Raw genomic sequence first — 24587 nt, 5'->3', positions numbered from 1 at the left:
GGCCGGTGCGCCGCTTTGACTTCAAAAGCCGAAGATAATATCATGCGCGCCTTATGTCGCGACCCGTTGTCATCGACAGTCAGGAGTTTGGCCGTGAAGAGGGCTCGCTGCAGGGCGAAGTGCCCGTTGCGACGCTGGCCCGCCTGCACGATCTGCTGACCGATACCGCTGGCAGCCTGCGCTTTCGCATCGACGGCAGGCGTGCAGCGGGTGGGCGTTCGCAGTTGCTGTTGGTGGTCGATGGCGTGCTCTCGCTGCTCTGCCAGCGCTGTCTCGATGCCTACGAGTACCCGCTGCATCTGCGCAGTCTGCTGGAGTTCATCGGCAGTGACGAGGATTTGACGCAGGAGGAACTGGAGGACGATGCGAGGGATTTCCTGCCGCATCAGGAGGCCCTTGACGTCAGCGTCCTGATCGAGGACGAGGTCCTCCTGGCGTTGCCGACTGCGCCGCGGCACGAGGAATCCGCGCTGCCGGGCAGCGGGGCGGCGCCGGCAAGGGTGTCGCCGTTTTCGGTATTGGCCGGGCTGCGAGGCAAGGTCGATTGAGTCTCAATTTGGGAGTTTGTCATGGCTGTTCAACAGAACAAGAAGTCCCCGTCGAAGCGCGGCATGCATCGTGCGCACGATTCACTGCCCGGCCTGCCGTTGGCGACCGAGCCGACGACCGGCGAGGTGCACCTGCGGCATCACATCAGCCCGAGTGGTTTCTATCGCGGCCGCAAGGTGACCAAAGGCTCGGCCGAGTGATCCAGCCGCATCGCTTCGGCAGTGGGGCGTTGCCTTGACTGACTCGCAGCGGTCCGCAGGCGAATGACGATAACCGTCGCCGTCGACTGCATGGGTGGCGACCACGGTCCGCAGGTGACTGTGCCTGCAGCGCTCGATTTCGTCCGCGAGCACGCCGACGTGCGCGTGATCCTGGTCGGCCTGGCGGAAGGCATCAAGCCCTTTCTCGGCGATGCCGCGGTCGGGCGGATTGCCGTGCGGCATGCCACCGAGGTCGTCAGCATGAACGAGTCGCCGTCGCTGGCGCTGCGCAGCAAGAAGGACTCGTCGATGCGCGTGGCGATCAACCTGGTCAAACAGGGGGAAGCCGATGCCTGCGTCTCCGCGGGCAACACCGGTGCGCTGATGGCGATGTCGCGCTTCGTCCTGAAGATGCTGCCGGGGATCGAGCGGCCGGCGATCTGCGCCGTGTTGCCGACGCTGAGCGGCCACACGCATGTGCTGGACCTCGGCGCCAACGTCGATTGCAGCCCCGAGCACCTGCTGCAGTTCGGCATCATGGGCGCCTCGCTGGTTGCCGCGGTCGAGCATCGGGAGCGACCGACCGTCGGTATCCTGAACATCGGTCAGGAGGAGATCAAGGGCAACGATGCCGTCAAGCGCGCGGCCGACCTGCTCGCCGATTCGGGGCTCAACTTCATCGGCAACGTCGAGGGCGACGGCGTTTACAAGGGTGCTGCCGACGTCGTCGTCTGTGACGGTTTCGTTGGCAACGTGGCGCTGAAGGCGTCGGAGGGGCTGGCGCAGCTGCTGGCGACCTTCCTTCGGCAGGAGTTTCGCCGCAGCCTGCTGACCCGCCTGCTGGCCCTGCTCGCCCTGCCGGTGCTGCAGCGTTTCAAGAAGCGGGTGGACCACCGACAATACAATGGCGCCACGCTGCTCGGTCTGCGCGGCATCGTCGTCAAGAGCCACGGTTCGGCCGATGCGCTGGCCTTCGGTTGTGCGCTGAGGCGGGCGGCGGACGAGGCCAGGAATGGCGTCCTTGCCCGCATCAGCGAGCGGATGGCGCAACAACAACCACTCCAGGAGACCGCATAGCATGTTCTCCCGCATCACAGGGGTTGGCAGCTTCCTGCCGGGGCCGCCCGTCAGCAACGACGATCTCGCGCGCCGCGGAATCGAAACCAACGATGACTGGATCGCCAGCCGCACCGGGATTCGCTTCCGCCACCTGGCGGAAGAGGGCCAGACCGCCAGCGACCTGGGCTGCGCGGCGAGCCAGCGGGCGCTGCAGGCAGCCGGGGTGACGGCGGCCGACATCGACCTGATCATCGTCGCCACATCGACCCCGGATTTCATCTTTCCGAGCACCGCCTGCCTGTTGCAGTGCAAGCTCGGCAACCGGACGGCGACGGCCTTCGACGTCCAGGCCGTGTGCAGCGGTTTCGTCTATGCGCTGACCATTGCCGAGAAGTTCATCCGCTCCGGCAGCCACCGGCGGGCGCTGGTCGTCGGTGCCGAGGTCTTTTCGCGCATCCTCGACTGGTCCGACCGGGGCACCTGCGTGCTGTTTGGCGATGGCGCCGGTGCCGTCGTCCTCGAGGCCGCCGAGCAGCCGGGGATCCTGGCCACCGCGCTGCACGCCGACGGGGCCCATCACGACATCCTGTCGGTCCCCGGCAGCATCTGCCGCGGACAGGTCGTCGGTGATCCCTTCCTGCGCATGGACGGGCAGGCGGTGTTCAAGTTCGCCGTCCGCGTCCTTGCCGAAGTCGCCGAGGAGTGCTGTGCGGCAGCCGGGCTGCCGGTTACCGACGTCGACTGGCTGATCCCGCACCAGGCCAACGTGCGCATCCTCGAGGCGACGGCGAGAAGGATGAAGATGTCGATGGACAAGGTGATCGTCACCGTCGACCGGCATGGCAACACATCGGCCGCGTCGGTGCCGTTGGCTCTCGATGAGGGCCTGCGCGACGGGCGCATCCGCAGTGGCCAGCGGCTGATGCTCGAGGGCGTCGGCGGCGGTTTCACCTGGGGCGCGGTGTTGTTGCAGCTATGAACCGGGGATAGGGGGATTCGGCATGGCGTTCGCATTGGTATTTCCGGGGCAGGGATCGCAGTCGGTCGGCATGATGGCCGCCTATGGCGACTCGGCGGTCGTCCGTGAAACGTTTGACGAGGCATCGAACGCCCTCGGCGAGGATCTCTGGAGCCTGCTGGCTGCCGGGCCCGCCGAGCTTCTGGCGCAGACGGTCAACACGCAGCCGCTGATGCTGACCGCCGGTGTAGCCGTCTATCGCCTCTGGCTTGACCGGGGAGGGCGGCTGCCGGCGGCGGTGGCAGGGCACAGCCTTGGCGAGTATTCGGCTCTCGTTGCCGCCGGCGTGATCGCCTTTGCCGATGCCGTGCCGCTGGTCCGGCTGCGCGCGGCGGCGATGCAGGAGGCCGTCCCGCCGGGAGCCGGGGCGATGGCGGCGGTCCTCGGGCTCGACGACGGGAAGATCGTCGAAGCCTGCCGACAGGCGGCGGCCGCGGCTGGTGCCGGTGAGGTGGTCGAGCCGGTGAATTTCAACGGGCCCGGGCAGACGGTCGTTGCCGGCAGCAAGGCGGCCGTCGAACGCGCCTGCGAGGTGGTCAAGACCATGGGCGCGAAGCGCGCCGTCCTGCTGCCGGTTTCGGCGCCGTTCCATTCCTCGCTGATGCGGCCGGCGGCTGACCGGCTGGCGACCCGCCTCGCCGAGATCAGCCTGCAGCCGCCGCGGCTGCCGGTGATCAACAACGTCGACGTCGCCATCGAAGACGATCCGCAGCGGATCAGGGAGGCTCTGGTGCGCCAGGCGCATTCGCCGGTGCGCTGGGTCGAGACGATTCGCCGGATGGCGGCGATGGGGATCACGATCGTCGCCGAATGCGGTCCGGGCAAGGTGCTTGCCGGCCTGACCAAGCGCTGCGCGGACGGCGTGGCGAGTGTCGCACTGGCCGATCTGGCGTCGCTGGAAGGCGCTCTCGGCAGTCTGGAGTAGACAGCATGCTCGACGGACAGATTGCGCTCGTCACTGGCGCCTCGCGTGGCATCGGCCGCGCCATCGCCTGGCACCTCGCGCGGCTCGGCGCGACGGTCGTCGGTACCGCCACCAGCGCCGAGGGCGCGGCGGCGATCTCCGCCTTTCTCGCCGACGCGGGTGGCAAGGGGGAGGGCAGGGTTCTCGAGGTGCGCGATGCGGCGCAGATCGATGCCTTGATCAGCTACCTCGAGAAGAACCATGGCGCGCCATCGGTGCTGGTGAACAACGCCGGCATCACGCGCGACAATCTGGCGATGCGGCTGAAGGACGACGACTGGGATTGTGTCGTCGATACCGATCTCAAGGCGGTGTTCCGCCTGTCACGGGCGGTCATCCGCGGCATGATGAAAGCCCGCTACGGGCGCATCATCAACGTCACTTCGGTGGTCGGCCACGCCGGCAATCCGGGGCAGGCCAACTACTGTGCCGCCAAGGCCGGGGTGGGCGGCATGAGCCGGGCACTGGCGCGGGAACTCGGCAGCCGCAACATCACGGTCAACTGCGTGGCACCGGGCTTCATCGATACCGACATGACGCGGGCGCTCGACGGGAAGCAGAAGGAGGCCCTGCTTGCCGGGATTCCACTCGGGCGCCTGGGAGCGCCGGAGGACGTGGCGGCGGCGGTCGCCTTTCTGGCTTCGGCAGGTGCGGCCTACGTCACCGGCACGACGATCCACGTCAATGGCGGCATGTTCATGGACTGATCACCGGCGTTGCCGGCGCCGCCGCCCGTCGCCTGCAATCGTTGGTAAGTTTCGGTCAGTTTGTTAGAATGTCGCGCTTTTTCCTGTTTGAACCTTGTGAAGGAATCCTCTAGATGGAAAATATCGAGCAGCGTGTCAAGAAAATCGTCGCCGAGCAACTCGGGGTCAACGAAGCGGACATCAAGAACGAATCCTCGTTCGTTGACGATCTGGGTGCCGATTCGCTTGACACGGTGGAACTGGTGATGGCGCTGGAGGAAGAGTTCGAGTGCGAGATCCCGGATGACGAGGCCGAGAAGATCACGACGGTGCAGCAGGCCATCGACTACGTGACTGCCCACAAGAAGTAAGCACCCGCCCAGCCCCCGTGCGGTCGGCCGATGGTACGGCCCTGGCTGGCGGGGAGTGAGCGGCAGCCGGGGTCATCCCGTCGCCGCACGTTCTGATCGTCGGAGTTCAAGGTGGCACGTCGCAGAGTCGTCGTTACTGGCCTCGGAATCGTCTCGCCAGTCGGAAATACCGTTGCCGAAGCCTGGCAGAATGTGGTTGCTGGTCGTTCGGGAATAGACCGCATTGCCCGTTTCGATGCCTCAGCCTTCCCGGTTCAGATCGCCGGCGAGGTCCGTGGCTTCGACATCGGCCAGTACCTGCCGGTGAAGGACGCGCGGCGGATGGATGTCTTCATCCATTACGGCATGGCGGCCGGCATCCAGGCCGTTCGCGATGCCGGACTCGAGGGCGCCGAGGTGGTGCCCGAACGGGTGGGGGTGTCGATCGGATCGGGAATCGGCGGGCTGCCGGTCATCGAAAGGACCTGCGAGGATTTCGTCGCCGGCGGCGTGCGCAAGATATCGCCGTTCTTCGTTCCCGGTTCGATCATCAACATGATTTCCGGCAACCTGTCGATCCTCTACGGCTACAAGGGGCCGAACCTGTCGCTGGTGAGTGCCTGTGCCACCGGCACGCACAGCATCGGTGACGCCGGCCGCCTGATCGAGCATGGTGATGCAGACATCATGATCGCCGGGGGTGCCGAGGGCTGCGTGTCGCACATCGGCCTCGGCGGCTTCTGCGCGCCGCGGGCTTTGTCGACGCGCAACGATGATCCGCAGACCGCCAGCCGTCCGTGGGATCGCGATCGCGATGGTTTCGTCCTTGCCGAGGGCGCCGGCGTCGTCGTCCTCGAGGAGTACGAGCACGCCCGGGCGCGCGGTGCGCGCATCTACTGCGAACTCGTCGGCTTCGGCATGAGCGCTGACGCGTTCCACATGACCGCACCCTGCGAGGACGGCGAAGGAGCGGCGCGCTGCATGCTCAACGCGCTGCGCAGCGCTGGCCTCAACGTCGACCAGGTGCAATACATCAATGCCCACGGCACGTCGACACCGCTCGGCGACAAGGCCGAGACGACGGCGGTCAAGCGCGCCTTCGGCGAGCACGCGCACCGGCTGGTGGTCAATTCGACGAAATCGATGACCGGTCATCTCCTTGGCGCGGCCGGTGGCATCGAGGCGTTGTTCACCGTGCTGGCGATCCATCACCAGATCTCGCCGCCGACGATCAACATCTTCAGCCAGGATGAGTCCTGCGACCTCGACTACTGTGCCAACGAAGCACGGCAACTGGCCATCGATGTCGGCATTTCCAATTCCTTTGGTTTCGGCGGGACCAACGCCACTGTCGTCTTCCGGCGCGTCTAGCGCGCTCGCCGAGCCGCAGCTGCCCGGCGAGGCGCGGCAGTGGCCGCTCGCTCTGGAACTGCGCCGTTCGCGGCTGCTGGCCGGGACGACGACTGTGCTGCATCTGCTGGCGGCGGGCAGCATCTGGCTGCTGCCCTGGTCTTCGGTCGCACGCAGCCTCCTGCTCTTGCCAATAGCAATCTCGGCTTATACCTGCCTGCGGCCTGGCCCCTTCAACGGAGTTCGTCTCGGCGCTCACGGCGACCTCGCGCTGCGCCACGCGTCCGGTTCCATCGTCGCCTGCCAAGTGCAGCCGGAAACGACCGTCTTCGGACGCCTCGTCGTCCTGCGCGTGCGCGACGATCAGGCGCGACGACGCAGCCTCACGCTGTTGCCCGACAGTCTGCCAACCGAGCAGTTCCGCCTCCTGCGGTTGTGGCTGCGCTGGCGGACCGATCCTGCTGCCTTGCCGGCAACCGACCTGCGAGGAAGGAGCCGTGAAGGCGCAGTGACTCGGCGGTGAGCGCGCGGGTCAAGGCGCGCGATCGCCTGCAGCGTGGCGCTTGATGACGGTATTCACTGCCCGCGGCAGCGTTTCCGGGTAGTTTCGGCTGAAATGAAGGCCACGGCTCTCGTGCCGGCGCAGGGCGCAGCGGACGATGAGTTCGGCGGTGACGACCAGGTTGCGCAGTTCGATGAGGTCGTGGCTGACCCGGAAATGCGAGTAGAAGTCGTCGATCTCGCGGCGCAGCAGGCGGATGCGGTTCTGCGCACGCTGCAGTCGCTTGGTCGTGCGGACGATGCCGACGTAGTCCCACATGAAACGGCGTAGTTCCTCCCAGTTGTGCGCAATGACGATTTCCTCGTCTGGGTCGCTGACGCGGCTGGCATCCCATTCCGGCAGTGCCGGCAGCTCGCCGGCGGGTTGGCGGAGAATGTCGTCGGCCGCCGCTTCGGCAAAGACGAGGCACTCGAGGAGCGAGTTGCTGGCCAGCCTGTTGGCCCCGTGCAGGCCAGTGCAGGAGGCCTCGCCGGCGACGTAGAGGCCAGCGATGTTGGTCCGGGCGCGCAGGTCGCTGACGACTCCGCCGCAGGTATAGTGTGCCGCCGGAACGACCGGTATCGGCGCACGGGTGATGTCGATGCCGAGGTCGAGGCAGCGCGCGAGGATGTTCGGGAAGTGTTCGGCGAGGAACGCCGCCGGTTTGTGCGAGATGTCGAGATAGACGCAGTCGAGTCCGCGCTTCTTCATCTCGAAGTCGATCGCCCGTGCCACCACGTCGCGCGGTGCCAGTTCGCCGCGCGCATCGTGCCGCGGCATGAAACGGCTGCCGTCGGGCAGCAGCAGTCTGCCTCCTTCACCGCGTACCGCTTCCGATATCAGGAAGGACTTGGCCTGCGGGTGGTAGAGGCAGGTCGGGTGGAACTGGATGAACTCCATGTTGGCGACCCGGCAGCCGGCGCGCCAGGCCATCGCGATGCCGTCACCGGTCGAAGTGTCGGGGTTGGTCGTGTACAGGTAGACCTTGCCGGCGCCGCCGGCAGCGATCAGCGTGTTGCTGGCGCCTATGGTCAGCACCTCGCCGCTGCCGCTGTCCAGGACGTAGGCGCCGTGACAGCGCTGATCGGCGAGTCCGAGCTTGGCGCCGGTGATCAGGTCGATGGCGATGTGGTTCTCGAAGATGCTGATGTTCGGCTGCTGGCGAACCTTGCCGGTGAGGGTCGTCTGCACCGCCAGACCCGTCGCGTCGGCGACGTGGATGACGCGGCGAGCGCTGTGTCCGCCCTCGCGCGCGAGGTGGTAACCTCCCTCGTCGCGGGTGAAGGGAACGCCTTGGTCGATCAGCCAGTCAACCGCGCGGCGCCCGTTCTCGATCACGAAGCGTGTGGCGCGACGGTCATTCAGTCCGGCGCCGGCGGTGATCGTATCGCGTATGTGTGCTTCGAGCGAGTCGCGGTTGTCTAGGACGGCGGCGATTCCGCCCTGTGCCCAGCTCGAGGCGCTGTCCTCGAGGGCGCGCTTGCTGATCAGGGCGACCCGTCGTGTTGCCGCCAGCCGCAGCGCCGCAGCCTGGCCGGCGAGTCCACTGCCGATTATCAGAACATCGAAATGCAGCACCAATAGGGGTCTTCTCCTGCCAAATGGGCTGCAACTATAGCATGGGGCGCCGCTGCGCGAGTTCCGGGGCACGGCGGTGGCCGGCGGCCCGGATGCGCCCGCTTGCCGGCAGCGTCTGCCCCCCGGCAGGGTCTGCGGCCGGCACGGGTGGCGGCGAAGGCCGCGCCACCGGGCGGGGGAGGGTGGCGGCAGGCCCTAACCGGCCAGCGTCTGCGCCAGCTTCTGGCGGTCCTTCAGCCAGGCCGAGAACTCGCGACCGAGTTCGGCGTGCGTCTCGCCGAGGACGACGCTGGCCTGCATCAGCCCGAGCTTGCTGCCACAGTCGTAACGCCGGCCGTGATAACGGTAGGCGAGGACCTGTTCGCTGGCGAGCAGCGCGGCGATGCCGTCGGTCAGCTGGATCTCGCCGCCGGTTCCCCGTGGCTGTTCGCGGATACGGTCGAAAACGGCCGGCGTCAGCACATAGCGGCCGGCGACCGCGAGGTTCGACGGCGCGACGCTCGGGTGCGGCTTCTCGATCAGACCATCGACCTTGACCAGGTCGGATGCCAGAGGCTGTCCCTTGACGATCCCGTAGCGGTTGGTCTGGTTCCTTGGCACCTCTTGGGCGGCGAGGATGCTGCACTGGCGGCGGGCGAACAGTTCGGTCATCTGCTGCATGATCGGCGGCTCGCCAATCATCAGGTCGTCGGCCAGGAGGACGGCAAAGGGCTCGCCACGGACCAGCCGCTCGGCGCACAGCACGGCGTGTCCGAGCCCGAGAGCGCGTGGCTGGCGGACATAGACGCAATCCATGTCGTCGGGCTTGATCGAATGGACCAGCGCCATCAGATCGTCCTTGCCCGAACTGGCGAGTTCCGCCTCGAGTTCGTAGGCGGTATCGAAATGGTCCTCGATCGCCCGTTTGTTGCGGCCGGTGACGAAGATCATCTCGCGAATCCCCGCCGCGTAGGCCTCCTCGACCGCATACTGGATCAACGGCTTATCCACCACCGCCAGCATCTCCTTCGGACTGGCCTTGGTCGCCGGCAGGAAACGCGTGCCGAGACCGGCTACCGGGAAGACTGCCTTCTGCACCTTCGTCTGGACCTTCATTCGCTTCACCCTCGCTGTTCGACAGCCATGATTCTAGCCATATGCCGCGAGCGCCGATGTGACTTTTCTCCGCCGATGCGACCGAGTGTCCGGCGTTGTCCCTGGCCCTTGCCGAGTGACCGTGTTGGCCGGGTCGAGCCGGTTTCCAGCGTACCTCGCGTCGCCGTGCCCTGTCGGGGCTGCCCGTCTCAGGCGATGCGCGCGGTGGTCCAGGAGGCGCCAGCCGACACCGCCAGCAGCAGGGCGGCGAGCAGCGCCAGCGCGAGCGTCAAGTAGAGCCGCGGGCTGCTCGCACGGTCGGCGATGGCGAGGATGTGCAGGGCGCCCCAGGCGACGGCGATGCCGCCGAACAGCGGTACGCCGAGAACCTGCAACTCGATGCCGTTGAGTGCCAGCATGCGTCCCTCTCGCCATGGCACGGCGACGAACATGCCGAAGGTCCACAGCAGGGCGATGCTGCCGGCGGCGCAGAGTGCGGCGGCGCCGCGGGTGATCCATCTTTCCATTCAGGTTCCTGGCGGTTGGTGGTCGGGTTCGTCGCCAGCGGGCAGCGGCGGCTGACCATGTGGTGGCAGAGCGAAGCGGCTGCGCAATGTCTCCAGCCGCAGTTCCTGCAGGATCGCTTCGAGGCGCGCGGCGGCGTTGCCGCGCGCGGCACCGGTATGCCGGGCGATGATCAGTTCGTTCTTCAGTGAATGTTCCCAGCCGACCAGCTCGGTCACCGTCGTCTGGTAACCATGCGCCTCCAGTTGCAGGCAGCGCAGGGCGTTGGTCAGCAGGCTGCCAAACTCGCGGCTGTGCAGCGGGTGCCGCCAGATTTCCGCCAGCGGCGTCGCCGCCAGCGCCTCGCTCTTGCCGCGGCGCAGAACCGCTGCCACTTCGGCCTGGCAGCAGGGGACGAGAACGATGCCGGCGGCCTGCTTGCGCAGCGCGAAGCGGATGGCGTCGTCGGTCGCGGTGTCGCAGGCGTGCAGGGCGGTGACGAGGTCGATGCGCGCGGGCAGCAGCGGCGATTCGATCGCTTCTTCGACGCTCATCCCGAGGAAGGACATGCGCGTGAAGCCGAGCCGGCCGGCCAGGCTGCGCGCCCGCGCTGCGAGCTCCTGGCGCAGTTCGATGCCGTAGATGTGGCCGTGGTCGCGCTGCCTGAAGAAGAGGTCGTAGAGGATGAAGCCGAGGTACGACTTGCCGGCGCCGTGATCGACCACGCTCGGCCCGCCGCCGCGGCTGGTGATCTCGGCGAGCAGCGGCTCGATGAATTGATGGAGGTGGTAGACCTGCTTGAGCTTGCGCCGGCTGTCCTGGTTGAGCTTGCCGTCGCGGGTGAGGATGTGCAGTTCCTTGAGCAGTTCGATCGACTGCCCCTCTCTGATTTCCGGGATCCGCGACAAGCTCATTCCTGCGGCAGATGTTGACGAGACTCGCATTCTAGGCGATTTCGGTCGGCCGAACGGCGCCGAGCAGCGATCATCGGGATACTCGGAGCGCCAAGCGGTGGGATAATGGCGACGTTCTCCGCCAGTTTCGGATCGATGATGGCCATCCAGTGGTACCCGGGGCACATGACTGCCGCGCGCAAGAAGGCGGCCGAGGCGATGGCGTCCACCGACGTGGTCATCGAGGTCGTCGACGCCCGCCTGCCCGAAGCGAGCAGCAACCCGATGGTTCGCGAACTGCGCCTGCAGCGGCAGCGGCCCTGCCTCAAGGTGCTCAACAAGGCCGACCTCGCCGATCCCGACGTGACCCAGTCGTGGCTTGCCTGGTACCGGCGGCAGGATGGCATGCGCGCCGTGGCGCTGTCATGCCGCAAGCCCGCCGAGGTGGCGCGGCTGCCGGGACTCTGTCGGGCGTTGGCGCCACACCGCAGCGACAACACCAAGCCGCTGCGGATGATGATCATGGGCATTCCGAATGTCGGCAAGTCGACGCTGATGAACGTCCTGCTGCGCCGCAAGCTGGCGAAGGTCGGTGACGAGCCGGCGGTGACGCGCGCGCAGCAGACCGCGTCGATCGACATCGCGAACTGGCTGACCGACACGCCCGGGCTGCTCTGGCCGAAGATCGAGCACCCGAGTGACGGGTTGATGCTCGCTGCGAGCAACGCGGTCGGTCGCAACGCGATGATCGATGAGGAGGTGGCGCAGTTCCTCGCCGGGTTGCTGCTCGCCCACTACCCGCTGACCCTCGCCAGACGCTACGCGCTAGCTGCCGGGTCGCTGCCGTCTCTCGACGGCGTCGCCGTCATCGAGGCGATCGCGCGCAGGCGTGGTCTGCTCCTGCGCGGTGGCCTGGGCGATCGCGAGAAGGCGTCGCGCGTCCTGCTGCAGGACTATCGCGACGGTCTGCTCGGGCGCATCAGCCTGGAGACTCCGGCAACCCGCGGCGCCATGCTGCTGGACGAAGAGTCCGCGGTGGTGGCGGACTGAGCGGTCGCCGCGGCATGCTCGAGCGTCTCCCGCCACCGCTGGTCGGCATCATGGCCAGTCTGCTGCTCGGCCTCAACTGCCTGTTCTGGGTGCCGCTCCTGCTCCTGCTGGCGGTGCTCAAGCTGCTGCTGCCGCAGCGGGCGGTCCGCCTGCGCCTCGATCCGCTGCTCGTCCGCGTCGCCGAAGCATGGATCGCGTGCAACAGCGGCTGGATGGCGCTGACGCAGAAGACCGACTGGGACGTGGAGGGTATCGAAGGACTGCAGCGGCGCGGCTGGTACCTGGTCAACTGCAACCACCAGACCTGGGCCGACATCCTCGTCCTGCAACACCTGCTGACCGGCCGCATCCCCTTGCTGAAGTTCTTTCTCAAGCAGCAACTGGTCTGGGTGCCGGTCATGGGGCTGGCCTGGTGGGCACTCGATTTTCCCTTCATGCGCCGGCACAGCGAGGAGGTTCTCAGGGCGCACCCGGAATTGCGCGCGCGCGATCAGGAAGTGACGCGCATCGCCTGTGAGAAGTTCGCGCTGATACCGACGAGCGTAATGAACTTCTGCGAGGGCACCCGTTTCACTGCCGCCAAGCACCGGCAGCAGGGTTCTCCGTATCGCCACCTGCTGAAACCGAAGGCGGGCGGGATTGCGCTCGCCCTGAACGTGATGGGTGACCGGTTCCATGCCATTCTCGACGTCACCATCGTCTATCCCGATGGCGCGCCGGACTTCTGGCAGTTCCTCTGCGGACGCATGCGGCGCGTGCGCGTGCGCGTGCAGACGCTGCCGGTGCCACGCGATCTGGCAGCGGGAGATTACGCCGCTGACGCGGCCGTGCGCGACGCCTTTCAGCAATGGCTGCAGCACGTCTGGCGCGAGAAGGATGCGCAGATCGCGCGCCTGCTCGCTGGTTGAGCCGCTGCGCCGCGTTCTGCGGGTGCTCGTCGCTGCCGCCAGGCGCTGTCACGGCGTCTGCGCAGAAGGCTGCCAGTACAGTATCATCGCGCATTTGCGTCGCCATGAGGGCGCTGGTTGAGCGCGTCAATGCAGGTCGATATGGTATTTTCGCCGTTTCCTCGCAGCAAGCTGCAGTGCCCCCGCGTGGTCGCCGACTTCGTCGTGCGGGAGGATTTGCAGCGCCAGCTGGAAGACGCCACCAGGCTGCCCCTGACGGTGGTGGCGGCACCGCTGGGCTACGGCAAGACCTCGCTGGTGGCGCACTGGCTGGCAGACCGCGTCGGCCTCGCGGCCTGGTTGTCTCTCGACGCGGCCGATGGCGAGCCGTACGCCTTCATCCATGCTCTCGTCGCTGCCGTGCGCAGCGTGTTGCCGGATGCCTGCAGCGGGACTCTTGCCTGTTTCGCTGCCCAGTGCCTGCCGCCGCTGGCCATTCTCGTCGCCCAGCTGGGGAACGAACTCGGCGATCTCGCCGAGCCTCTGGTATTGGTCCTCGATGATCTTCATTGCGTCCACGACCGCGCCACCTACGGCCTGCTCGACCGCCTGCTGCTGCGGCCCCCGCCCCATCTGCATCTGGTGCTCATCGGTCGCAGCGATCCACCATTGTCCCTCGGTGCGTTGCGGGTGCGCGGGGCGCTGCACGAGATCGGCGTGCGTGATCTGCAGTTCAACCGCCAACAGGCAGCACAGATCATCGAGCACGCGGCGGCCGGCGAGCTCGGCAACGCCGCCGTGACGCGGCTGTACGAGCGCAGCGGCGGCTGGCCGGCCGGTGTGCGACTGGCTGCGCTGCTGCAGCGTCATCGGTGCTCCGGCGCCGATCCAGCGGCAAGCCTCGCCGGCGGTACGCCGATGGTCGGGCAGTACTTCGTCGACCAGATCCTCTCGCCTCAGCCGGAAGCGGTGCGTACCGCGCTGCTGCGGACAGCGCTCCTCGACTGCTTCTGTGCCGCGCTTTGCGATGCTCTCGCCGGCGAGGATGCGGGTGGGGATCCGCCATCGGGAACGGCCTTCCTCGACCACGTGCGCAGTGGCAGCGTCCTTGCCTCGCCGGTCGATGCGGCTGGCGAGTGGTATCGCTATCACCCGCTCCTGCGCGAATTCCTGCAGGCACGGCTGCTGACACAGGTCGGCGCGGCAGAGATGCAGCAACTGCACCGGCGGGCGGCAGCCTGGTTTGCCGCGCATGACCGGCTGGAAGACGCGATCCGCCATCAACTCGCCGGAGCCGGTGCGGCGGCTGCCGGGCAGTTGCTGGTCCACCATCGTGACACGCTGCTGCAGCACGGACAGCAGTCCCGCCTGGCCAGCTGCCTGCAGCTGTTGCCGGCGGATGCCGTCGAGACCGATGCGGAACTGCTGTCGCTGAAGGCGTGGCTGCTGTATCGCCAGGGTCGTCTCGTGGAGACGGCAGCGGTACTCGATCGCATGCAGGCGCTGCTCGAACCCTCCGCGGTCCCGTCGCAGGTTGCGGCGCCGGTGCACGGCAGCCTGCTGGCGTTGCGCAGCATGCAGGAGTACCTCGAAGGCAATGGCGACGAGGCTGCCAGTTGTGCCGGCGATGCGCTCGCCTGCCTTCCCGCCGAACGCATCGACGAACGGGTACTCGCGCAGACGGTCATCGCCGGTGCGCGCCAGCTGGCCGGTGACCTCAGCGGCGCGCGACAGGGTATCGACGAAGCGCTGGCGCAGGCGCCGGGGCCGATCGCACGCTGCCAGGTGCCCCTGCTGGCGGCGCGTTGTTGCATCGACTGGATGGCAGCCGATCTGTCGGCACTTCATCTGGTGGTGAAAACGGATCGGCGTGTCGGTGGGGCGCCGTGGGGCAGCGACGACGGCGGTCTGCGGGCCTACTTCCTCGGTCTCGTGCAGTATCAGCGCAACGAGCTTGCTCTGGCTGAACAAACGCTGCTTTCGGCGTCGACGACGGCGGTGGTGGGTTATCGCGCCGAGCTCTCGCTGCTGCTCGCTGCCGTCTGTCAGGCGCTTGGTCAGGCAGACCGGGCGAACGCGATCATCGATGCGGTTTGCCAACACCTGCAGCAGCAGGACGATCTGCATGCCCTGTACCGGGCCTACGCCTTTCGCGCCGAACTCGCCCTGCGCCAGGGACAACTGGCGATCGCGAGCGACTGGGCAAACGGCTTCGACCCGGGACCGCTGCATTTTGCCTATCATCTTGCGAACGTGTCGCATCTGACCCTCGCCAAGGTGTGGATTGCCGAGGGCAGCAACGAGAGCCGTGAGCAGGCAGCGCGGCTGTTGCAGTTGCTCGAGCGCGAACTGGCGGCGCGGCACAACATCCGTTTTCTCGTCGAGGTGCTGGCGCTGCAGTCGCTGTTGCAGCACGGCGCGGGCGACGACGCTGCGGCTGCCGACCTGCTCGGCCGTGCGGTCGCCCTGGCGCAGCCGGGCGGTTTCGTCCGCCTCTTCGTCGATCTTGGACAGGATCTCCTGCCGCCCCTCAGGCGACTGAAGCTCGACCGCAGCGACTCACGCTATCTGCAGCAGATTCTGGTGGCGTTCAACGACGACTGGCTGGCCTGCAGCGGTCGCCAGGAGCCGCGGGCCGACCTGACGCGCCGCGAGCTGAAGATCCTGAAGCTGCTTGCCGTCCGCCTGAGCAACGTCGAGATTTCCGAAGAGCTGTGCATCTCGCGGGCGACGGTCAAGCGCCATACGCAGAACATTTACCGCAAGCTGCGCGCGTCGAGCCGGCGCGAGGCGGTCGTCCGGGCAAGGACGCTGAACATTCTTCTCGACGCCTGAGGCGGTCGCCACCAACACCGTCCCGGGCGGCTGGCGCGCGACACGCCGGCGTTCGCCGCGATGCGCCGCGAGGCTCCGCAGAGCTTGCCCAAGCGGCATGTGAACGCGGGTTTCGTTGACCTTCGTCAGAAAATGGCCCGATCAGCGAAAAATGGCCCATTTCATGGCCCTTCCCGAGCCCTCTGCGCCTTGCCGCTTTTCGGCGAAATGGCATAATCGCTGGTTATGCACAGGTTCATCGACACGTTCACAGGAAGGGCGGCGGCATGCCATCGACAGCGGCGCGGGTGATTGCCGTCGTCTCGCAGAAGGGCGGGGCGGGCAAGACGACCGTCGCCATGCAGCTCGCCGGCGGCTTCCACGCCATTGGCGCATCGGTGCTGGTGGCAGACCTCGATCCGCAGGAAAGCGCGTTCCGCTGGGCCGAGTCGGTGTCGCTTCTCGATGCGGACCTGCAACTCGACGTGCGCAAGATGTCCGGCCTGGAACTGATCAAGCACGTCGGCGAGTTGCAGCAGGAAGCCGACTACGTCGTCCTCGACACGCCGCCGTCGATCTACCACCCGTCGACCCTGGCGGCGCTCGCCGTTGCCCACCTGGCGATCGTGCCGGCGGTGCCGAGCCCGACGGATCTCTGGTCCACGCTGGCAGTCGAGCGTCTGATCCTGAATCGCATGGAGCAGAGCCATCGTCTGCACGGCTGCATCCTGCCGAATCGCGTCCAGAACACGGCGCTGGCGAGTGATGTGCTCGAACTGCTGCACGAGTTCACCCTGCCGATCCTCGATGCAATGCTCTGTCAGCGCAACGCCTACGCGCAGAGCGCGGTCATCGGCGCGTCGGTGTTCCAGCTCGGTTCCGGCGCCGACGCAGCGCAGAAGGAAGTACGCAAGCTGGTCAACGCAGTTGTTCAACAATTGGGAGAGCATTGATGACGACATCCTCGAGTGGCGACACTGACAACAAGACGGCCTTGCGCGCCAGCCTGAAGAAGGAGGACGCGTCGCTCGCCGAGCGTCTGGTGGCGACTGAGGTACCGTTGCTCCCCGATCCGGCACCGCTGCCGAAACCGGTGGCTGCTTCAGCCGCGCCCGGCGCGACGCCGCCCCAGGCGCAGCCGGTGGGCAAGGCCGCTGCGCGAGCGACGGTGAAAACGGCCAAGGAGAAGACGGCCAAGGAGAAGACGGCCAAGGAGAAGACGGCCAGGGCGGCGGCCGCTGCGGCGAAGACAGGCAAGGCTGCGGCGAAGGAAATGGCCGGGTCCGCCGCCGGCAAGCCGGCAGATGCGAAGCCCGCCAGGGCACGGAAGGCGCCGGCGGCGAAGCCCGTTGCGGCGGCGAAGTCCGCCAAGCCCGAGAAGCGCACGCTCGCGGCGAAGGGCGCGGTCGTACCGGAGCCGGCGGCGCCCGCCGTAGCGCCGGTCGCTCCGCCACCGCTGACTTCCGCCGTCGCGGGGTCGAAGGCGAAGGAGGCGAAGCAGGATGCCGCCGCTGCCCGCCCAGGCAAGGCGAAGAGCGGCGTCGAGGCCGTGGTCGGTGCAGTTGGGGCGCAGGTCGCCGGCAAGGCAGCCCAGGTTGCGGCAGCGGTCGCAGAGGTCGACAAGGCTGCGCGCGAGCAACTGGCGCAGAAGGCGGCACAGGTCGAGGCGGTGGTGCAGGAGGTCGAGAAGGTCGCCAGGGACAAGCGCGACAGGCTGGTGCGCTACTCGGTCGAACTGCTGAAGAGCGAGGAGAACGCGATCGAAGCCCTGCGTGCCGAGCTGGCACAGGCCGCCGGCTGGGCGGCGAGCAAGTCGGAGATCCTGCGTGCCGGGGTGCGCCTCTTCGCCGAGCAGAAGGTCGAACAGATGAAGGAGTTGCTGGCTGCCCTGGCGGAGGCGCCGAAGAGCAAGAAGAAAGGCTGATGCCGGGCGGCGACGGGATCGTCGGCGGCGGGTTGCCGACGGCTTGATGATTACATGGAAGGGCCGGCATCGGGCCGGCGTCGTTTTTTCTGTCAAGAGGGGCTCGTGAGAGCTGTCAATCAAGGGAGGTCGTATGTTTAGCAGTCTGATGCCGCAACGCAAGGAATTCTTCGAAATGCTCGCTGCCCACTCCGAGCAGGTCGTCGCCGGAGCCAACGCCACCTTGCGCCTGATCAACAACCTCGGCGACGGCAAGACGGACCTTGCGGCCCTCGTCAAGGAGGTCAACGACCACGAGGAGACCGGTGACCAGATCAAGGCCAAGGTCATCGAGCGTCTCCACCAGTCGTTCACGACACCGATCAACCGCGATCAGATCCACTCGCTGATCGACGATCTGGATATGACGCTGAATGTCCTGCAGAGCGTTGCCAACGCCATCGGCATGTACAACATCAAGCAGTCGACGGTCGAGGCGCGCGAGCTGGCTTCGCTCAGCGCCGATGCCTGCATGCGCCTCAACCGGGCGGTCGCCGCACTGGCCGACAAGTCGCGCGGTGCCGAAACGCTCAATCTGTGCAAGGAAGTCGAGGAGATCGAGTCGAAGGCCGACAAGGTGCAGCACCGGGCGATCGCGGCGCTGTTCCAGGAAAACGCCAACGTCTGGCAGACGATGAAGATGCGCGAATTCTACTCGCTGCAGGAATCGGTCCTTGACTGCTGCCAAGAAGCGGCGAAGATGATCGAAGAAATCCTGATCGAGAATTCGTGAGAGGGCGCCGACAATGGAAGGCCTGAATATGAGCATCTGGACGCTGGGCGTACTGATTTTCGTCGCCCTCGCGTTCGACTTCATGAACGGGTTTCACGACGGAGCGAACTCGATCTCGACGATCGTCGCCACCGGCGCGCTGACCCCGAAGCAGGCGGTTCTGTTTGCCGCCTTCTTCAACTTCGCCGCCCTCTGGATCTTCCAGCTCAAGGTCGCGGCAACGATCGGCAAGGGAACCATCGATCCGCAGTTCGTCGATTACTACGTCATCTTCGGTGCCCTGATGGGCGCCTTGGCGTGGAACATCATCACCTGGTACTACGGCATCCCGTCGTCGTCGTCGCACGCGCTCGTCGGCGGCCTCGTCGGTGCGACAGTGGCCAAGGCGCAGTCCGGCGCACCGATCATCTGGGAGGGTTTCGGCAAGATACTCGCTTTCATCATCATCTCGCCGCTGGTGGGATTCCTGATTGGAGGATTCCTGATGGTGCTCGTGGCGTGGATATTCAAGAACAGGTCCCCGTACCAGGCGGCAGGCTTCTTCAAGTACGCGCAGCTTTTTGCCGCCGGCGCGTACAGCCTGGGTCACGGTGGCAACGACGCGCAGAAGACGATCGGCATCATCTGGCTGCTGATGATCACCGCCGGCATCGCGACCAAGGACGTGGCGACGCTGCCGATGTGGGTCGTCTATTCGTGCTACTTCGCGATTGCCTGGGGAACCTATCTCGGTGGGTGGCGGATCGTCAAGACGATGGGCACCAAGATCACCAAGCTCAACTCGATCAGCGGTTCATGCGCCTCGATGGGCGGCGCGATCGCACTTGGTCTGGCGACGGGGGCCGGGATCCCGGTGTCGACGACGCACACGATCACCGGCTCGATCATTGGCGTCGGTGCCGCCAACGACGTCAAGGCCGTCCGCTGGGCGATCACCGCCAACCTGCTCGTCGCCTGGGTGCTGACGATTCCCGCCTCGGGGCTGATCGCCGCGATCGCCTGGTGGATCGGGACCAAGTTCCTGTAGGCGCGCAGCGGATCGTCCGGGGCGAGGCGTGTCGGCAACGGCGCGCCTCGCCGGCCGGGCGCACGGATCACAAGCGAAGATCGTCAGCACTGTCATTCAAGGGAGTCATCGATGTTACCCAAGCGGAAAGAGTTTTTCGACCTGCTCGCGGCGCACAGCGAACGGGTTCACGCCGGAGCCAGCGCGCTGCAGCGCCTGGTCAGCAGTCTCGGGGTCAGCAGGCAGGACGTTGCCGCGCTGGTCGAAGAAATCAACATGAACGAGTCGAGTTCGGACAAGATCAAGGCCGACATGATCAACCTGCTGCACAAGGCCTTCGTCACGCCGCTCAATCGTGACCAGGTCTACCAGTTGACGCTCGATATCGACGGCATCATGAACACCGTTCAGGATGTCGCGATGGTGGTCAGCGACTATGGCATCGCCGAAGCCAGCAGGGCGTCGCACGAACTGGCGGCGATGACTGTCGATGCGTGTTCGCGCCTGACGCGCGCGCTGGCCTCCCTGAACGAAAGTTCGCGCAGCCAGGAAACGATGAAGCTGTGTGAGGAGATCGAGCGCATCGAGGAGAAATCGGTCGCCGTGATGTATCAGGCGATCAAGGCGTTGTTCGACGCCGAGGGCGACGAGGTTGCCGCCATGCGCGCGCTGCGCATGCAGGAGCTGTACGCGCGGCAGGAGAAGGTTCTGCGCGCGAGCAAGAAGGCGGCGCAGGGACTCGAGGGAATTCTTCTCCAGACCGCCTGACGCGGCGGCGGCAGGCGGCCGCGCAGGGCGCCACGCAAAGCGGCGTCGGCTTTCCATCTCGGCAAGCAAAACGCCCCGGCAGCGGGGCGTTTTGCTTTTGGCTGCTGCATGGCGATTGCCGCGGTTCCCTGTCGCCGGCTCGCCGAACTGCCTCTGGCCGCGCGGCCCGCGATCACTTGATCAGCGTCACCGGCAGGTCACTCAGATGGAGGACGCGGCTGCTCACCGATCCGAGCACGATGCTCGACACCGCGCCGAGACCACGGGTTCCCATGATGATGGCGTCGCAGCCGGTTTCGCGGGCGACGCGGGCGATCGTTTCCGCCGGCGGGCCGATCTCGACGATCGGCGTGCAGGCAATGCCGGCAGCCCTGAGGATTTGGCGGTCCGCTTGCAGGATGTCGCCGCCGTGACTTTCCTCGATCGCCTCGACTTCTTCCTTCTTCAGAACGCGGCGCACGCTCCAGGTGTCGACCTCCGGCTGGACGTTGAGCAGGACGGCTTCGAGCGCTGGGTGAACACTGGCCAGAGAGACGACGTGCCGTACGGCGCGGTGAGCGGCGGCGGAGCCGTCCACGGGGACAAGGGCCTTGCGCATGGCGAGTTCCTCCTGCGGGCGCGGCTGCGAAGAGTCGCGTTGACTAATCGGACATAAACGGGCAACTTTAGCACGAGGTCTTCCCGCGTGAGAAGGAGTTTCCCGATGGTGAGAGCGACGGGCCGTTTGTTCGATCGCCGCCGGTGGTCCGGATTCGTCCTCCTGGCGGCGCTCGCACCCGCGGCGCGCGCCGGCGACGGACCCTTGATCCTCGGAGTTCCGCTCGATTTCCTTCTCTTCGGCGCGACGCTCCTCGGCGTGGCGGTCTTTCATCATCACGTGCTCAAGGTGGCGCTGGGCGGACTCGCCGTGATCACTGGTTACAAGCTGTTGGTCACCGGTTTCAGGACCGGCGACGGGCTGCCGGGGCTGGCTGAGCACATGGCGCACGAATGGGTGCTGCTGGCCAATCTCCTGTGCCTGCTGGTCGGTTTCGCGCTCCTGGCGCGGCACTTCGAGGACAGCGGCGTGCCCGAGGTGTTGCCGCGCTTGCTGCCGGCGAACTGGTTGGGCCCTTTCGTCCTGCTGCTGATCATCTGGCTGCTGTCGGGCTTTCTCGACAACATCGCGGCGGCGCTGATCGGCGGAACGGTTGCCGCGAGCGTCTTCAAGCGACGGATTCACGTCGGCTATCTGGCGGCGATCGTCGCGGCATCGAATGCGGGCGGTGCCGGCAGCGTCATCGGCGACACCACGACGACGATGATGTGGATCGCCGGGATCAGCCCGCTCGATATCGCGCCGGCCTATCTCGCGGCGGCGTGCGCGCTGCTCGTTTTTGGCGTCCCGGCCTCGCTGCAGCAGCATCGGTACCAGTCGGTCGTCGCGGACCTGCACGCGGCGCGGCACATCGACTGGGTTCGTGTGGCGATCATCGCTTTCATGTTGCTGGCGGCCATCGCGACCAACGTCACCGTCAACGTCTTCTTCCCCGACGCGGCAGCCCATTTCCCCTTTCTCGGCGTTGCGGTCTGGGTGGCGCTGCTGCTGGCGGTGCCGCTGCGGCGACCGGAGTGGAGCCTGGTGCCGGAAGCGCTCAGGGGATCGCTGTTCCTGCTGGCGCTGGTCGTCTGCGCGTCGATGATGCCGGTCGAGAAGTTGCCGCCTGCGTCCTGGCAGACCACCCTCGGCCTCGGTTTCGTCTCGTCGGTCTTCGACAACATTCCATTGACCGCGCTGGCGCTGAAGCAGGGTGGCTACGACTGGGCCTTTCTCGCCTTCGCGGTCGGCTTTGGCGGCTCGATGCTCTGGTTCGGCTCGTCAGCCGGCGTCGCGCTTGCCAACCTCTTTCCCGAAGCCAGGTCTGCCGGCCGTTGGCTGCTGCATGGCTGGCACGTCCCGCTGGGCTATGTCGGTGGCTTCTGCGCCATGCTCTGGCTCACCGGATGGGCGCCGGAGTCGGGGCCCGCGGCGTCGCCCGGGGGCGAGCCAGCCGCTGCCGGTGAGCCTGCACGATGAGGGTCGCGCCTGTCGAAGTCGTTGGCGAGACCCTCGGCATCGGTCCGGAGGAACAGAGCTGACGCTGGACTCGCTTTGCCCGGGCCGTTCGCTGCCGCGATCGATGCCGTCGCTGTTCAACCCGCGTGCGACGCGCAGCCGGAGTGGCGCGCGGCAGGCCGTCAAGCGCGTCTCCCGCATGCTTGCCAGGAACTCCCGGTCCCAGCAGACCAAGTCTTTGAGCGGAAAGCCATTCCCGAGCGGGGCGACGGGTCATGGCAGCCGCTGCCGGCACCATTTGCTGCGCAGTCGGATTACAATTGCCAGTCGTCGCTTGGCGTCGGCAGTCGGATCGCCACGGGCTGCACGCCGCCGAGGGCCCGCGGAAGGCGCTCTCGCCGCGCGCCCGGTGGTCCGTTGTTCGGCTCCTTGCCGAGGAGAGAGGAAAGCACATGTTGTCCACCAACCCAATGGCCGCACTGTTCGGCAAGTCGCCGTTCAAGCCGCTGCAACAGCACATGCGCTGTGTCATCGGCTGTGTGCGCGAAGTGCCGCCGCTTTTCGAAGCGCTGATCGGACACGACCAGAGGGAGGTCAATGCACAGAAGGTGCGGATCTTCACCAAGGAGAACGAGGCGGATGCGATCAAGAACGAGCTGCGCGTGCATCTGCCCAGGAGCCTGCTGCTGGCGGTGGACCGGCGCGACCTGCTCGAACTGCTGGCGATACAGGACTCGATCGCCGATGTCGCGCAGGACATCGCCGGCCTGCTCGTCGAGCGGCGGATGGAGGTGCCAGAGGGAATGGCCGAACCCCTGACGCGCTTCGTCGCGCGCTGCGTCGCCACCTGTGAGCAGGCGCACAGCATCGTCGAGCAGCTTGACGAGTTGCTCGAGACGGGTTTCCGAGGCCGTGAGGTCGAAAAGGTCGAGGCGATGATCGTCGAACTCGGCCACATGGAAACCGACACCGACTTGATGGCGATCTCGCTGTCGCAGGCTCTGTTCGCTCGGGAGGACGACATCAAGCCGGTTTCGGTGATGTTCTGGTATCAATTGATCCAGTGGCTGGGGAACCTGGCCGACGGCGCGGAGAAGGTCGGCGACCGCCTGCGGCTGCTGATTGCCCGCTGACCGGTGCAGCCGTTCGCCGATACGACGATGCAGAGAGGGTCGGGTCCCGTCGTCCGGCCGCAGGCATTGCCGCGTGTTGCCGTCCTGCGGATCTATCGGTAAAGGTCTCATACGATGGACATCATCGGGCAGCATTCAACGATCTTCTATGTCCTGGCATTTTCCTTTGGCCTGTTCCTGTGTTGGAGCATTGGCGCCAACGATGTCGCCAACACCATGGGAACTGCGGTCGGTTCGGGAGCAATCAGCGTCAGGCAGGCGCTGATCCTGGCCGCGGTCATGGAGCTGGCCGGTGCCTACCTCGCCGGTGGCGCGGTGACGGCGACGATCGCCAAGGGAATCCTCGCTGACACTCTCTTCGAACCGGCACCGCAGCTCTTGGTATTCGGGATGATCGGCGCGCTGCTCGCCGCCGGAATCTGGCTGATGATCGCGACGATGCTGGGCTGGCCGGTGTCGGCGACGCACTCGATCATCGGCGCGGTGTGCGGCGTCGGCGTGGCCGCACTGGGCTTCGGTGCCGTCAAGTGGGACAAGATGACCGAGATCGTCGCCAGCTGGTTCATTTCACCGCTGCTGGGCGCGGTCGTTGCCTGGTCCTTGACCTTGAGCATTCGCAAACTGATCTTCAACAACGAGAATCCCATCGCGCAGGCGCGCAGGTGGGCGCCGATGTATGCTTTCCTCGTCGGCTGGATCGTGTCACTGGTGACGATCAGCACGGGACTCAAGCATGTGAACATCTTTTTGAGCGACTTCGAAGGCCAGCTTCTTTCGGCCCTGATCGGCATCGTTCTGGCGATCGTGGCGCGGCTGATGATGAACCGGATCAGGCTGGAAGAGAGGGAGGATCGCGAGTTCCACTTCGCCAGCGTCGAGAGACTGTTCGTCCCGCTGATGGTGTTCACCGGCGCGGCGATGGCCTTCGCCCACGGCTCGAACGATGTCGCCAACGGCATCGGTCCCCTGGCAGCGGTCGTGCAGATCATCGAAACCCAGGCAGTATCGTCGAAGTCGGCGGTGACGCCGTTCATGCTCTTCATCGGCGGGGTCGGCATCGTCTTCGGCCTGGCGACCCATGGCTACAAGATCATGGCGACGATCGGTCGCGGGATCACCGAGCTGACGCCGACGCGCGGTTACTCGGCGACGATTGCCGCTTCGTTCGTGACGGTCGCGGCGTCCGGAATGGGGCTGCCTGTATCGACGACACACATCGCGGTGGGCGCCGTGATGGGCGTCGGCATCGCCCGTGGCATTGGCGCAATCGACCTGCGGGTGATCGGCGGCATCGTCCTGTCCTGGTTCATCACCGTTCCCGTAGCTGCCATCCTGGCTGCGATCGCCTTTCACATCCTGAGGACCATCTTTGGCTGAGGTCGGCGAACGGCACGCGAAAGAGTCTGCGGCGGACGCCGGGCCGGCCAGTGAT

Annotated in this window: 25 protein-coding genes; 20 read left to right on the top strand and 5 right to left on the bottom strand. The window is 66.4% G+C overall.

What is annotated here, in order from left to right; all coding sequences use genetic code 11:
• The first annotated feature begins 53 nt into the window (after positions 1-53).
• From NFW30_RS07255 to NFW30_RS07215, 9 genes are all read left to right on the top strand, one after another.
• A complete protein-coding gene (locus tag NFW30_RS07255) occupies positions 54-548 on the top strand; it encodes a YceD family protein (RefSeq protein WP_295371929.1) in 495 nt (164 codons plus the stop codon).
• A gap of 21 nt (positions 549-569) precedes the next feature.
• Entirely contained in the window at positions 570-749 is a 180-nt protein-coding gene (rpmF, locus tag NFW30_RS07250; protein ID WP_034934403.1) for a 50S ribosomal protein L32, read from the top strand.
• Between the two features lie 63 nt (positions 750-812).
• Complete coding sequence (plsX, locus tag NFW30_RS07245; protein ID WP_295353554.1) at positions 813-1826, top strand: phosphate acyltransferase PlsX; 1014 nt, start codon at positions 813-815, stop codon at positions 1824-1826.
• A gap of 1 nt (position 1827) precedes the next feature.
• The gene (locus NFW30_RS07240) at positions 1828-2787 is read left to right on the top strand and encodes a beta-ketoacyl-ACP synthase III (protein ID WP_295353556.1); all 960 of its coding nucleotides are present in this window, start codon (positions 1828-1830) and stop codon (positions 2785-2787) included.
• Between the two features lie 22 nt (positions 2788-2809).
• Entirely contained in the window at positions 2810-3751 is a 942-nt protein-coding gene (fabD, locus tag NFW30_RS07235; RefSeq protein ID WP_295353559.1) for an ACP S-malonyltransferase, read from the top strand.
• A gap of 5 nt (positions 3752-3756) precedes the next feature.
• A complete protein-coding gene (gene fabG / locus NFW30_RS07230) occupies positions 3757-4497 on the top strand; it encodes a 3-oxoacyl-ACP reductase FabG (RefSeq protein ID WP_295353562.1) in 741 nt (246 codons plus the stop codon).
• A gap of 113 nt (positions 4498-4610) precedes the next feature.
• Positions 4611-4847 (top strand): acyl carrier protein, encoded by a 237-nt coding sequence (gene acpP / locus NFW30_RS07225; protein ID WP_034899680.1) that lies wholly within the window; start codon positions 4611-4613, stop codon positions 4845-4847.
• A gap of 111 nt (positions 4848-4958) precedes the next feature.
• Complete coding sequence (fabF, locus tag NFW30_RS07220; RefSeq protein ID WP_295353565.1) at positions 4959-6197, top strand: beta-ketoacyl-ACP synthase II; 1239 nt, start codon at positions 4959-4961, stop codon at positions 6195-6197.
• Positions 6130-6699: a protein YgfX gene (locus tag NFW30_RS07215; RefSeq protein ID WP_295371941.1), complete on the top strand. Its 570-nt coding sequence runs from the start codon at positions 6130-6132 to the stop codon at positions 6697-6699. The genes fabF and NFW30_RS07215 overlap by 68 nt, the downstream gene beginning before the upstream one ends.
• A 9-nt stretch (positions 6700-6708) precedes the next feature.
• On the opposite strand, the gene nadB is transcribed toward NFW30_RS07215, so the two are convergent.
• The 4 genes from nadB to NFW30_RS07195 form a co-directional block, all read right to left on the bottom strand.
• Positions 6709-8298 carry an L-aspartate oxidase gene (gene nadB / locus NFW30_RS07210; protein WP_295353571.1) on the bottom strand — a complete coding sequence of 530 codons (1590 nt, stop codon included), beginning with the start codon at positions 8296-8298 and terminating at the stop codon, positions 6709-6711.
• A gap of 192 nt (positions 8299-8490) precedes the next feature.
• Positions 8491-9390, bottom strand: a complete 900-nt coding sequence (gene galU, locus NFW30_RS07205; protein ID WP_295353573.1) for a UTP--glucose-1-phosphate uridylyltransferase GalU — start codon at positions 9388-9390, stop codon at positions 8491-8493.
• Positions 9391-9578: 188 nt separating this feature from the next.
• Positions 9579-9896 carry a hypothetical protein gene (locus NFW30_RS07200; protein ID WP_295353576.1) on the bottom strand — a complete coding sequence of 106 codons (318 nt, stop codon included), beginning with the start codon at positions 9894-9896 and terminating at the stop codon, positions 9579-9581.
• Positions 9897-10787, bottom strand: a complete 891-nt coding sequence (locus NFW30_RS07195) for an SAM-dependent methyltransferase (protein WP_295353577.1) — start codon at positions 10785-10787, stop codon at positions 9897-9899.
• A gap of 138 nt (positions 10788-10925) precedes the next feature.
• Between NFW30_RS07195 and ylqF the strand changes: the two genes are divergently transcribed.
• From ylqF to NFW30_RS07155, 8 genes are all read left to right on the top strand, one after another.
• Positions 10926-11816, top strand: a complete 891-nt coding sequence (ylqF, locus tag NFW30_RS07190) for a ribosome biogenesis GTPase YlqF (protein ID WP_295353756.1) — start codon at positions 10926-10928, stop codon at positions 11814-11816.
• Positions 11817-11830: 14 nt separating this feature from the next.
• Positions 11831-12724: an acyltransferase gene (locus NFW30_RS07185; RefSeq protein ID WP_295353580.1), complete on the top strand. Its 894-nt coding sequence runs from the start codon at positions 11831-11833 to the stop codon at positions 12722-12724.
• Positions 12725-12853: 129 nt separating this feature from the next.
• Complete coding sequence (locus tag NFW30_RS07180; RefSeq protein ID WP_295353583.1) at positions 12854-15538, top strand: LuxR C-terminal-related transcriptional regulator; 2685 nt, start codon at positions 12854-12856, stop codon at positions 15536-15538.
• A gap of 266 nt (positions 15539-15804) precedes the next feature.
• Positions 15805-16470 carry an AAA family ATPase gene (locus NFW30_RS07175; RefSeq protein ID WP_295353585.1) on the top strand — a complete coding sequence of 222 codons (666 nt, stop codon included), beginning with the start codon at positions 15805-15807 and terminating at the stop codon, positions 16468-16470.
• Complete coding sequence (locus NFW30_RS07170) at positions 16470-17441, top strand: hypothetical protein (protein ID WP_295353588.1); 972 nt, start codon at positions 16470-16472, stop codon at positions 17439-17441. Before NFW30_RS07175 ends, NFW30_RS07170 begins: the two co-directional genes overlap by 1 nt.
• A gap of 133 nt (positions 17442-17574) precedes the next feature.
• Positions 17575-18213: a DUF47 family protein gene (locus NFW30_RS07165; protein ID WP_295353591.1), complete on the top strand. Its 639-nt coding sequence runs from the start codon at positions 17575-17577 to the stop codon at positions 18211-18213.
• 13 nt (positions 18214-18226) lie between these two features.
• Positions 18227-19240 carry an inorganic phosphate transporter gene (locus NFW30_RS07160; protein WP_295353594.1) on the top strand — a complete coding sequence of 338 codons (1014 nt, stop codon included), beginning with the start codon at positions 18227-18229 and terminating at the stop codon, positions 19238-19240.
• Between the two features lie 111 nt (positions 19241-19351).
• Positions 19352-19987: a DUF47 family protein gene (locus NFW30_RS07155; RefSeq protein WP_295353597.1), complete on the top strand. Its 636-nt coding sequence runs from the start codon at positions 19352-19354 to the stop codon at positions 19985-19987.
• A gap of 172 nt (positions 19988-20159) precedes the next feature.
• On the opposite strand, the gene NFW30_RS07150 is transcribed toward NFW30_RS07155, so the two are convergent.
• Positions 20160-20585, bottom strand: coding sequence for a universal stress protein (locus NFW30_RS07150; protein WP_295353599.1), 426 nt, complete (start codon positions 20583-20585; stop codon positions 20160-20162).
• A 105-nt stretch (positions 20586-20690) separates the two neighbouring features.
• Here NFW30_RS07150 and NFW30_RS07145 point away from each other — a divergent pair, with 105 nt between their 5' ends.
• The 3 genes from NFW30_RS07145 (at position 20691) to NFW30_RS07135 (ending at position 24532) form a co-directional block, all read left to right on the top strand.
• Entirely contained in the window at positions 20691-22043 is a 1353-nt protein-coding gene (locus NFW30_RS07145) for a citrate transporter (RefSeq protein WP_295353602.1), read from the top strand.
• Between the two features lie 431 nt (positions 22044-22474).
• The gene (locus NFW30_RS07140) at positions 22475-23155 is read left to right on the top strand and encodes a TIGR00153 family protein (RefSeq protein ID WP_295353605.1); all 681 of its coding nucleotides are present in this window, start codon (positions 22475-22477) and stop codon (positions 23153-23155) included.
• A gap of 114 nt (positions 23156-23269) precedes the next feature.
• Complete coding sequence (locus NFW30_RS07135) at positions 23270-24532, top strand: inorganic phosphate transporter (protein ID WP_295353607.1); 1263 nt, start codon at positions 23270-23272, stop codon at positions 24530-24532.
• Positions 24533-24587: the final 55 nt, after the last annotated feature.

Origin of the sequence: Accumulibacter sp., from assembly GCF_023806635.1 — a bacterium.
Taxonomy (GTDB): domain Bacteria; phylum Pseudomonadota; class Gammaproteobacteria; order Burkholderiales; family Rhodocyclaceae; genus Accumulibacter.
Note: the sequence above shows the minus strand (reverse complement) of the source record. Positions and strands in the feature narration are given on the sequence as shown.

Excerpts from the sequence above, each read along its gene's own strand:
- NFW30_RS07200 (WP_295353576.1), bottom strand. The coding sequence starts at position 9,896 with ATGGAAAGATGGATCACCCGCGGCGCCGCCGCACTCTGCGCCGCCGGC.
- fabD (WP_295353559.1), top strand. The coding sequence starts at position 2,810 with ATGGCGTTCGCATTGGTATTTCCGGGGCAGGGATCGCAGTCGGTCGGC.
- plsX (WP_295353554.1), top strand. The coding sequence starts at position 813 with ATGACGATAACCGTCGCCGTCGACTGCATGGGTGGCGACCACGGTCCG.
- NFW30_RS07255 (WP_295371929.1), top strand. The coding sequence starts at position 54 with ATGTCGCGACCCGTTGTCATCGACAGTCAGGAGTTTGGCCGTGAAGAG.
- NFW30_RS07135 (WP_295353607.1), top strand. The coding sequence starts at position 23,270 with ATGGACATCATCGGGCAGCATTCAACGATCTTCTATGTCCTGGCATTT.
- NFW30_RS07185 (WP_295353580.1), top strand. The coding sequence starts at position 11,831 with ATGCTCGAGCGTCTCCCGCCACCGCTGGTCGGCATCATGGCCAGTCTG.
- NFW30_RS07195 (WP_295353577.1), bottom strand. The coding sequence starts at position 10,787 with ATGAGCTTGTCGCGGATCCCGGAAATCAGAGAGGGGCAGTCGATCGAA.
- NFW30_RS07145 (WP_295353602.1), top strand. The coding sequence starts at position 20,691 with ATGGTGAGAGCGACGGGCCGTTTGTTCGATCGCCGCCGGTGGTCCGGA.
- NFW30_RS07160 (WP_295353594.1), top strand. The coding sequence starts at position 18,227 with ATGGAAGGCCTGAATATGAGCATCTGGACGCTGGGCGTACTGATTTTC.
- fabG (WP_295353562.1), top strand. The coding sequence starts at position 3,757 with ATGCTCGACGGACAGATTGCGCTCGTCACTGGCGCCTCGCGTGGCATC.
- NFW30_RS07140 (WP_295353605.1), top strand. The coding sequence starts at position 22,475 with ATGTTGTCCACCAACCCAATGGCCGCACTGTTCGGCAAGTCGCCGTTC.
- NFW30_RS07180 (WP_295353583.1), top strand. The coding sequence starts at position 12,854 with ATGCAGGTCGATATGGTATTTTCGCCGTTTCCTCGCAGCAAGCTGCAG.
- NFW30_RS07175 (WP_295353585.1), top strand. The coding sequence starts at position 15,805 with ATGCCATCGACAGCGGCGCGGGTGATTGCCGTCGTCTCGCAGAAGGGC.
- NFW30_RS07155 (WP_295353597.1), top strand. The coding sequence starts at position 19,352 with ATGTTACCCAAGCGGAAAGAGTTTTTCGACCTGCTCGCGGCGCACAGC.
- NFW30_RS07150 (WP_295353599.1), bottom strand. The coding sequence starts at position 20,585 with ATGCGCAAGGCCCTTGTCCCCGTGGACGGCTCCGCCGCCGCTCACCGC.
- rpmF (WP_034934403.1), top strand. The coding sequence starts at position 570 with ATGGCTGTTCAACAGAACAAGAAGTCCCCGTCGAAGCGCGGCATGCAT.
- NFW30_RS07240 (WP_295353556.1), top strand. The coding sequence starts at position 1,828 with ATGTTCTCCCGCATCACAGGGGTTGGCAGCTTCCTGCCGGGGCCGCCC.
- NFW30_RS07215 (WP_295371941.1), top strand. The coding sequence starts at position 6,130 with ATGTCGGCATTTCCAATTCCTTTGGTTTCGGCGGGACCAACGCCACTG.
- ylqF (WP_295353756.1), top strand. The coding sequence starts at position 10,926 with ATGGCCATCCAGTGGTACCCGGGGCACATGACTGCCGCGCGCAAGAAG.
- galU (WP_295353573.1), bottom strand. The coding sequence starts at position 9,390 with ATGAAGGTCCAGACGAAGGTGCAGAAGGCAGTCTTCCCGGTAGCCGGT.
- NFW30_RS07165 (WP_295353591.1), top strand. The coding sequence starts at position 17,575 with ATGTTTAGCAGTCTGATGCCGCAACGCAAGGAATTCTTCGAAATGCTC.
- acpP (WP_034899680.1), top strand. The coding sequence starts at position 4,611 with ATGGAAAATATCGAGCAGCGTGTCAAGAAAATCGTCGCCGAGCAACTC.
- NFW30_RS07170 (WP_295353588.1), top strand. The coding sequence starts at position 16,470 with ATGACGACATCCTCGAGTGGCGACACTGACAACAAGACGGCCTTGCGC.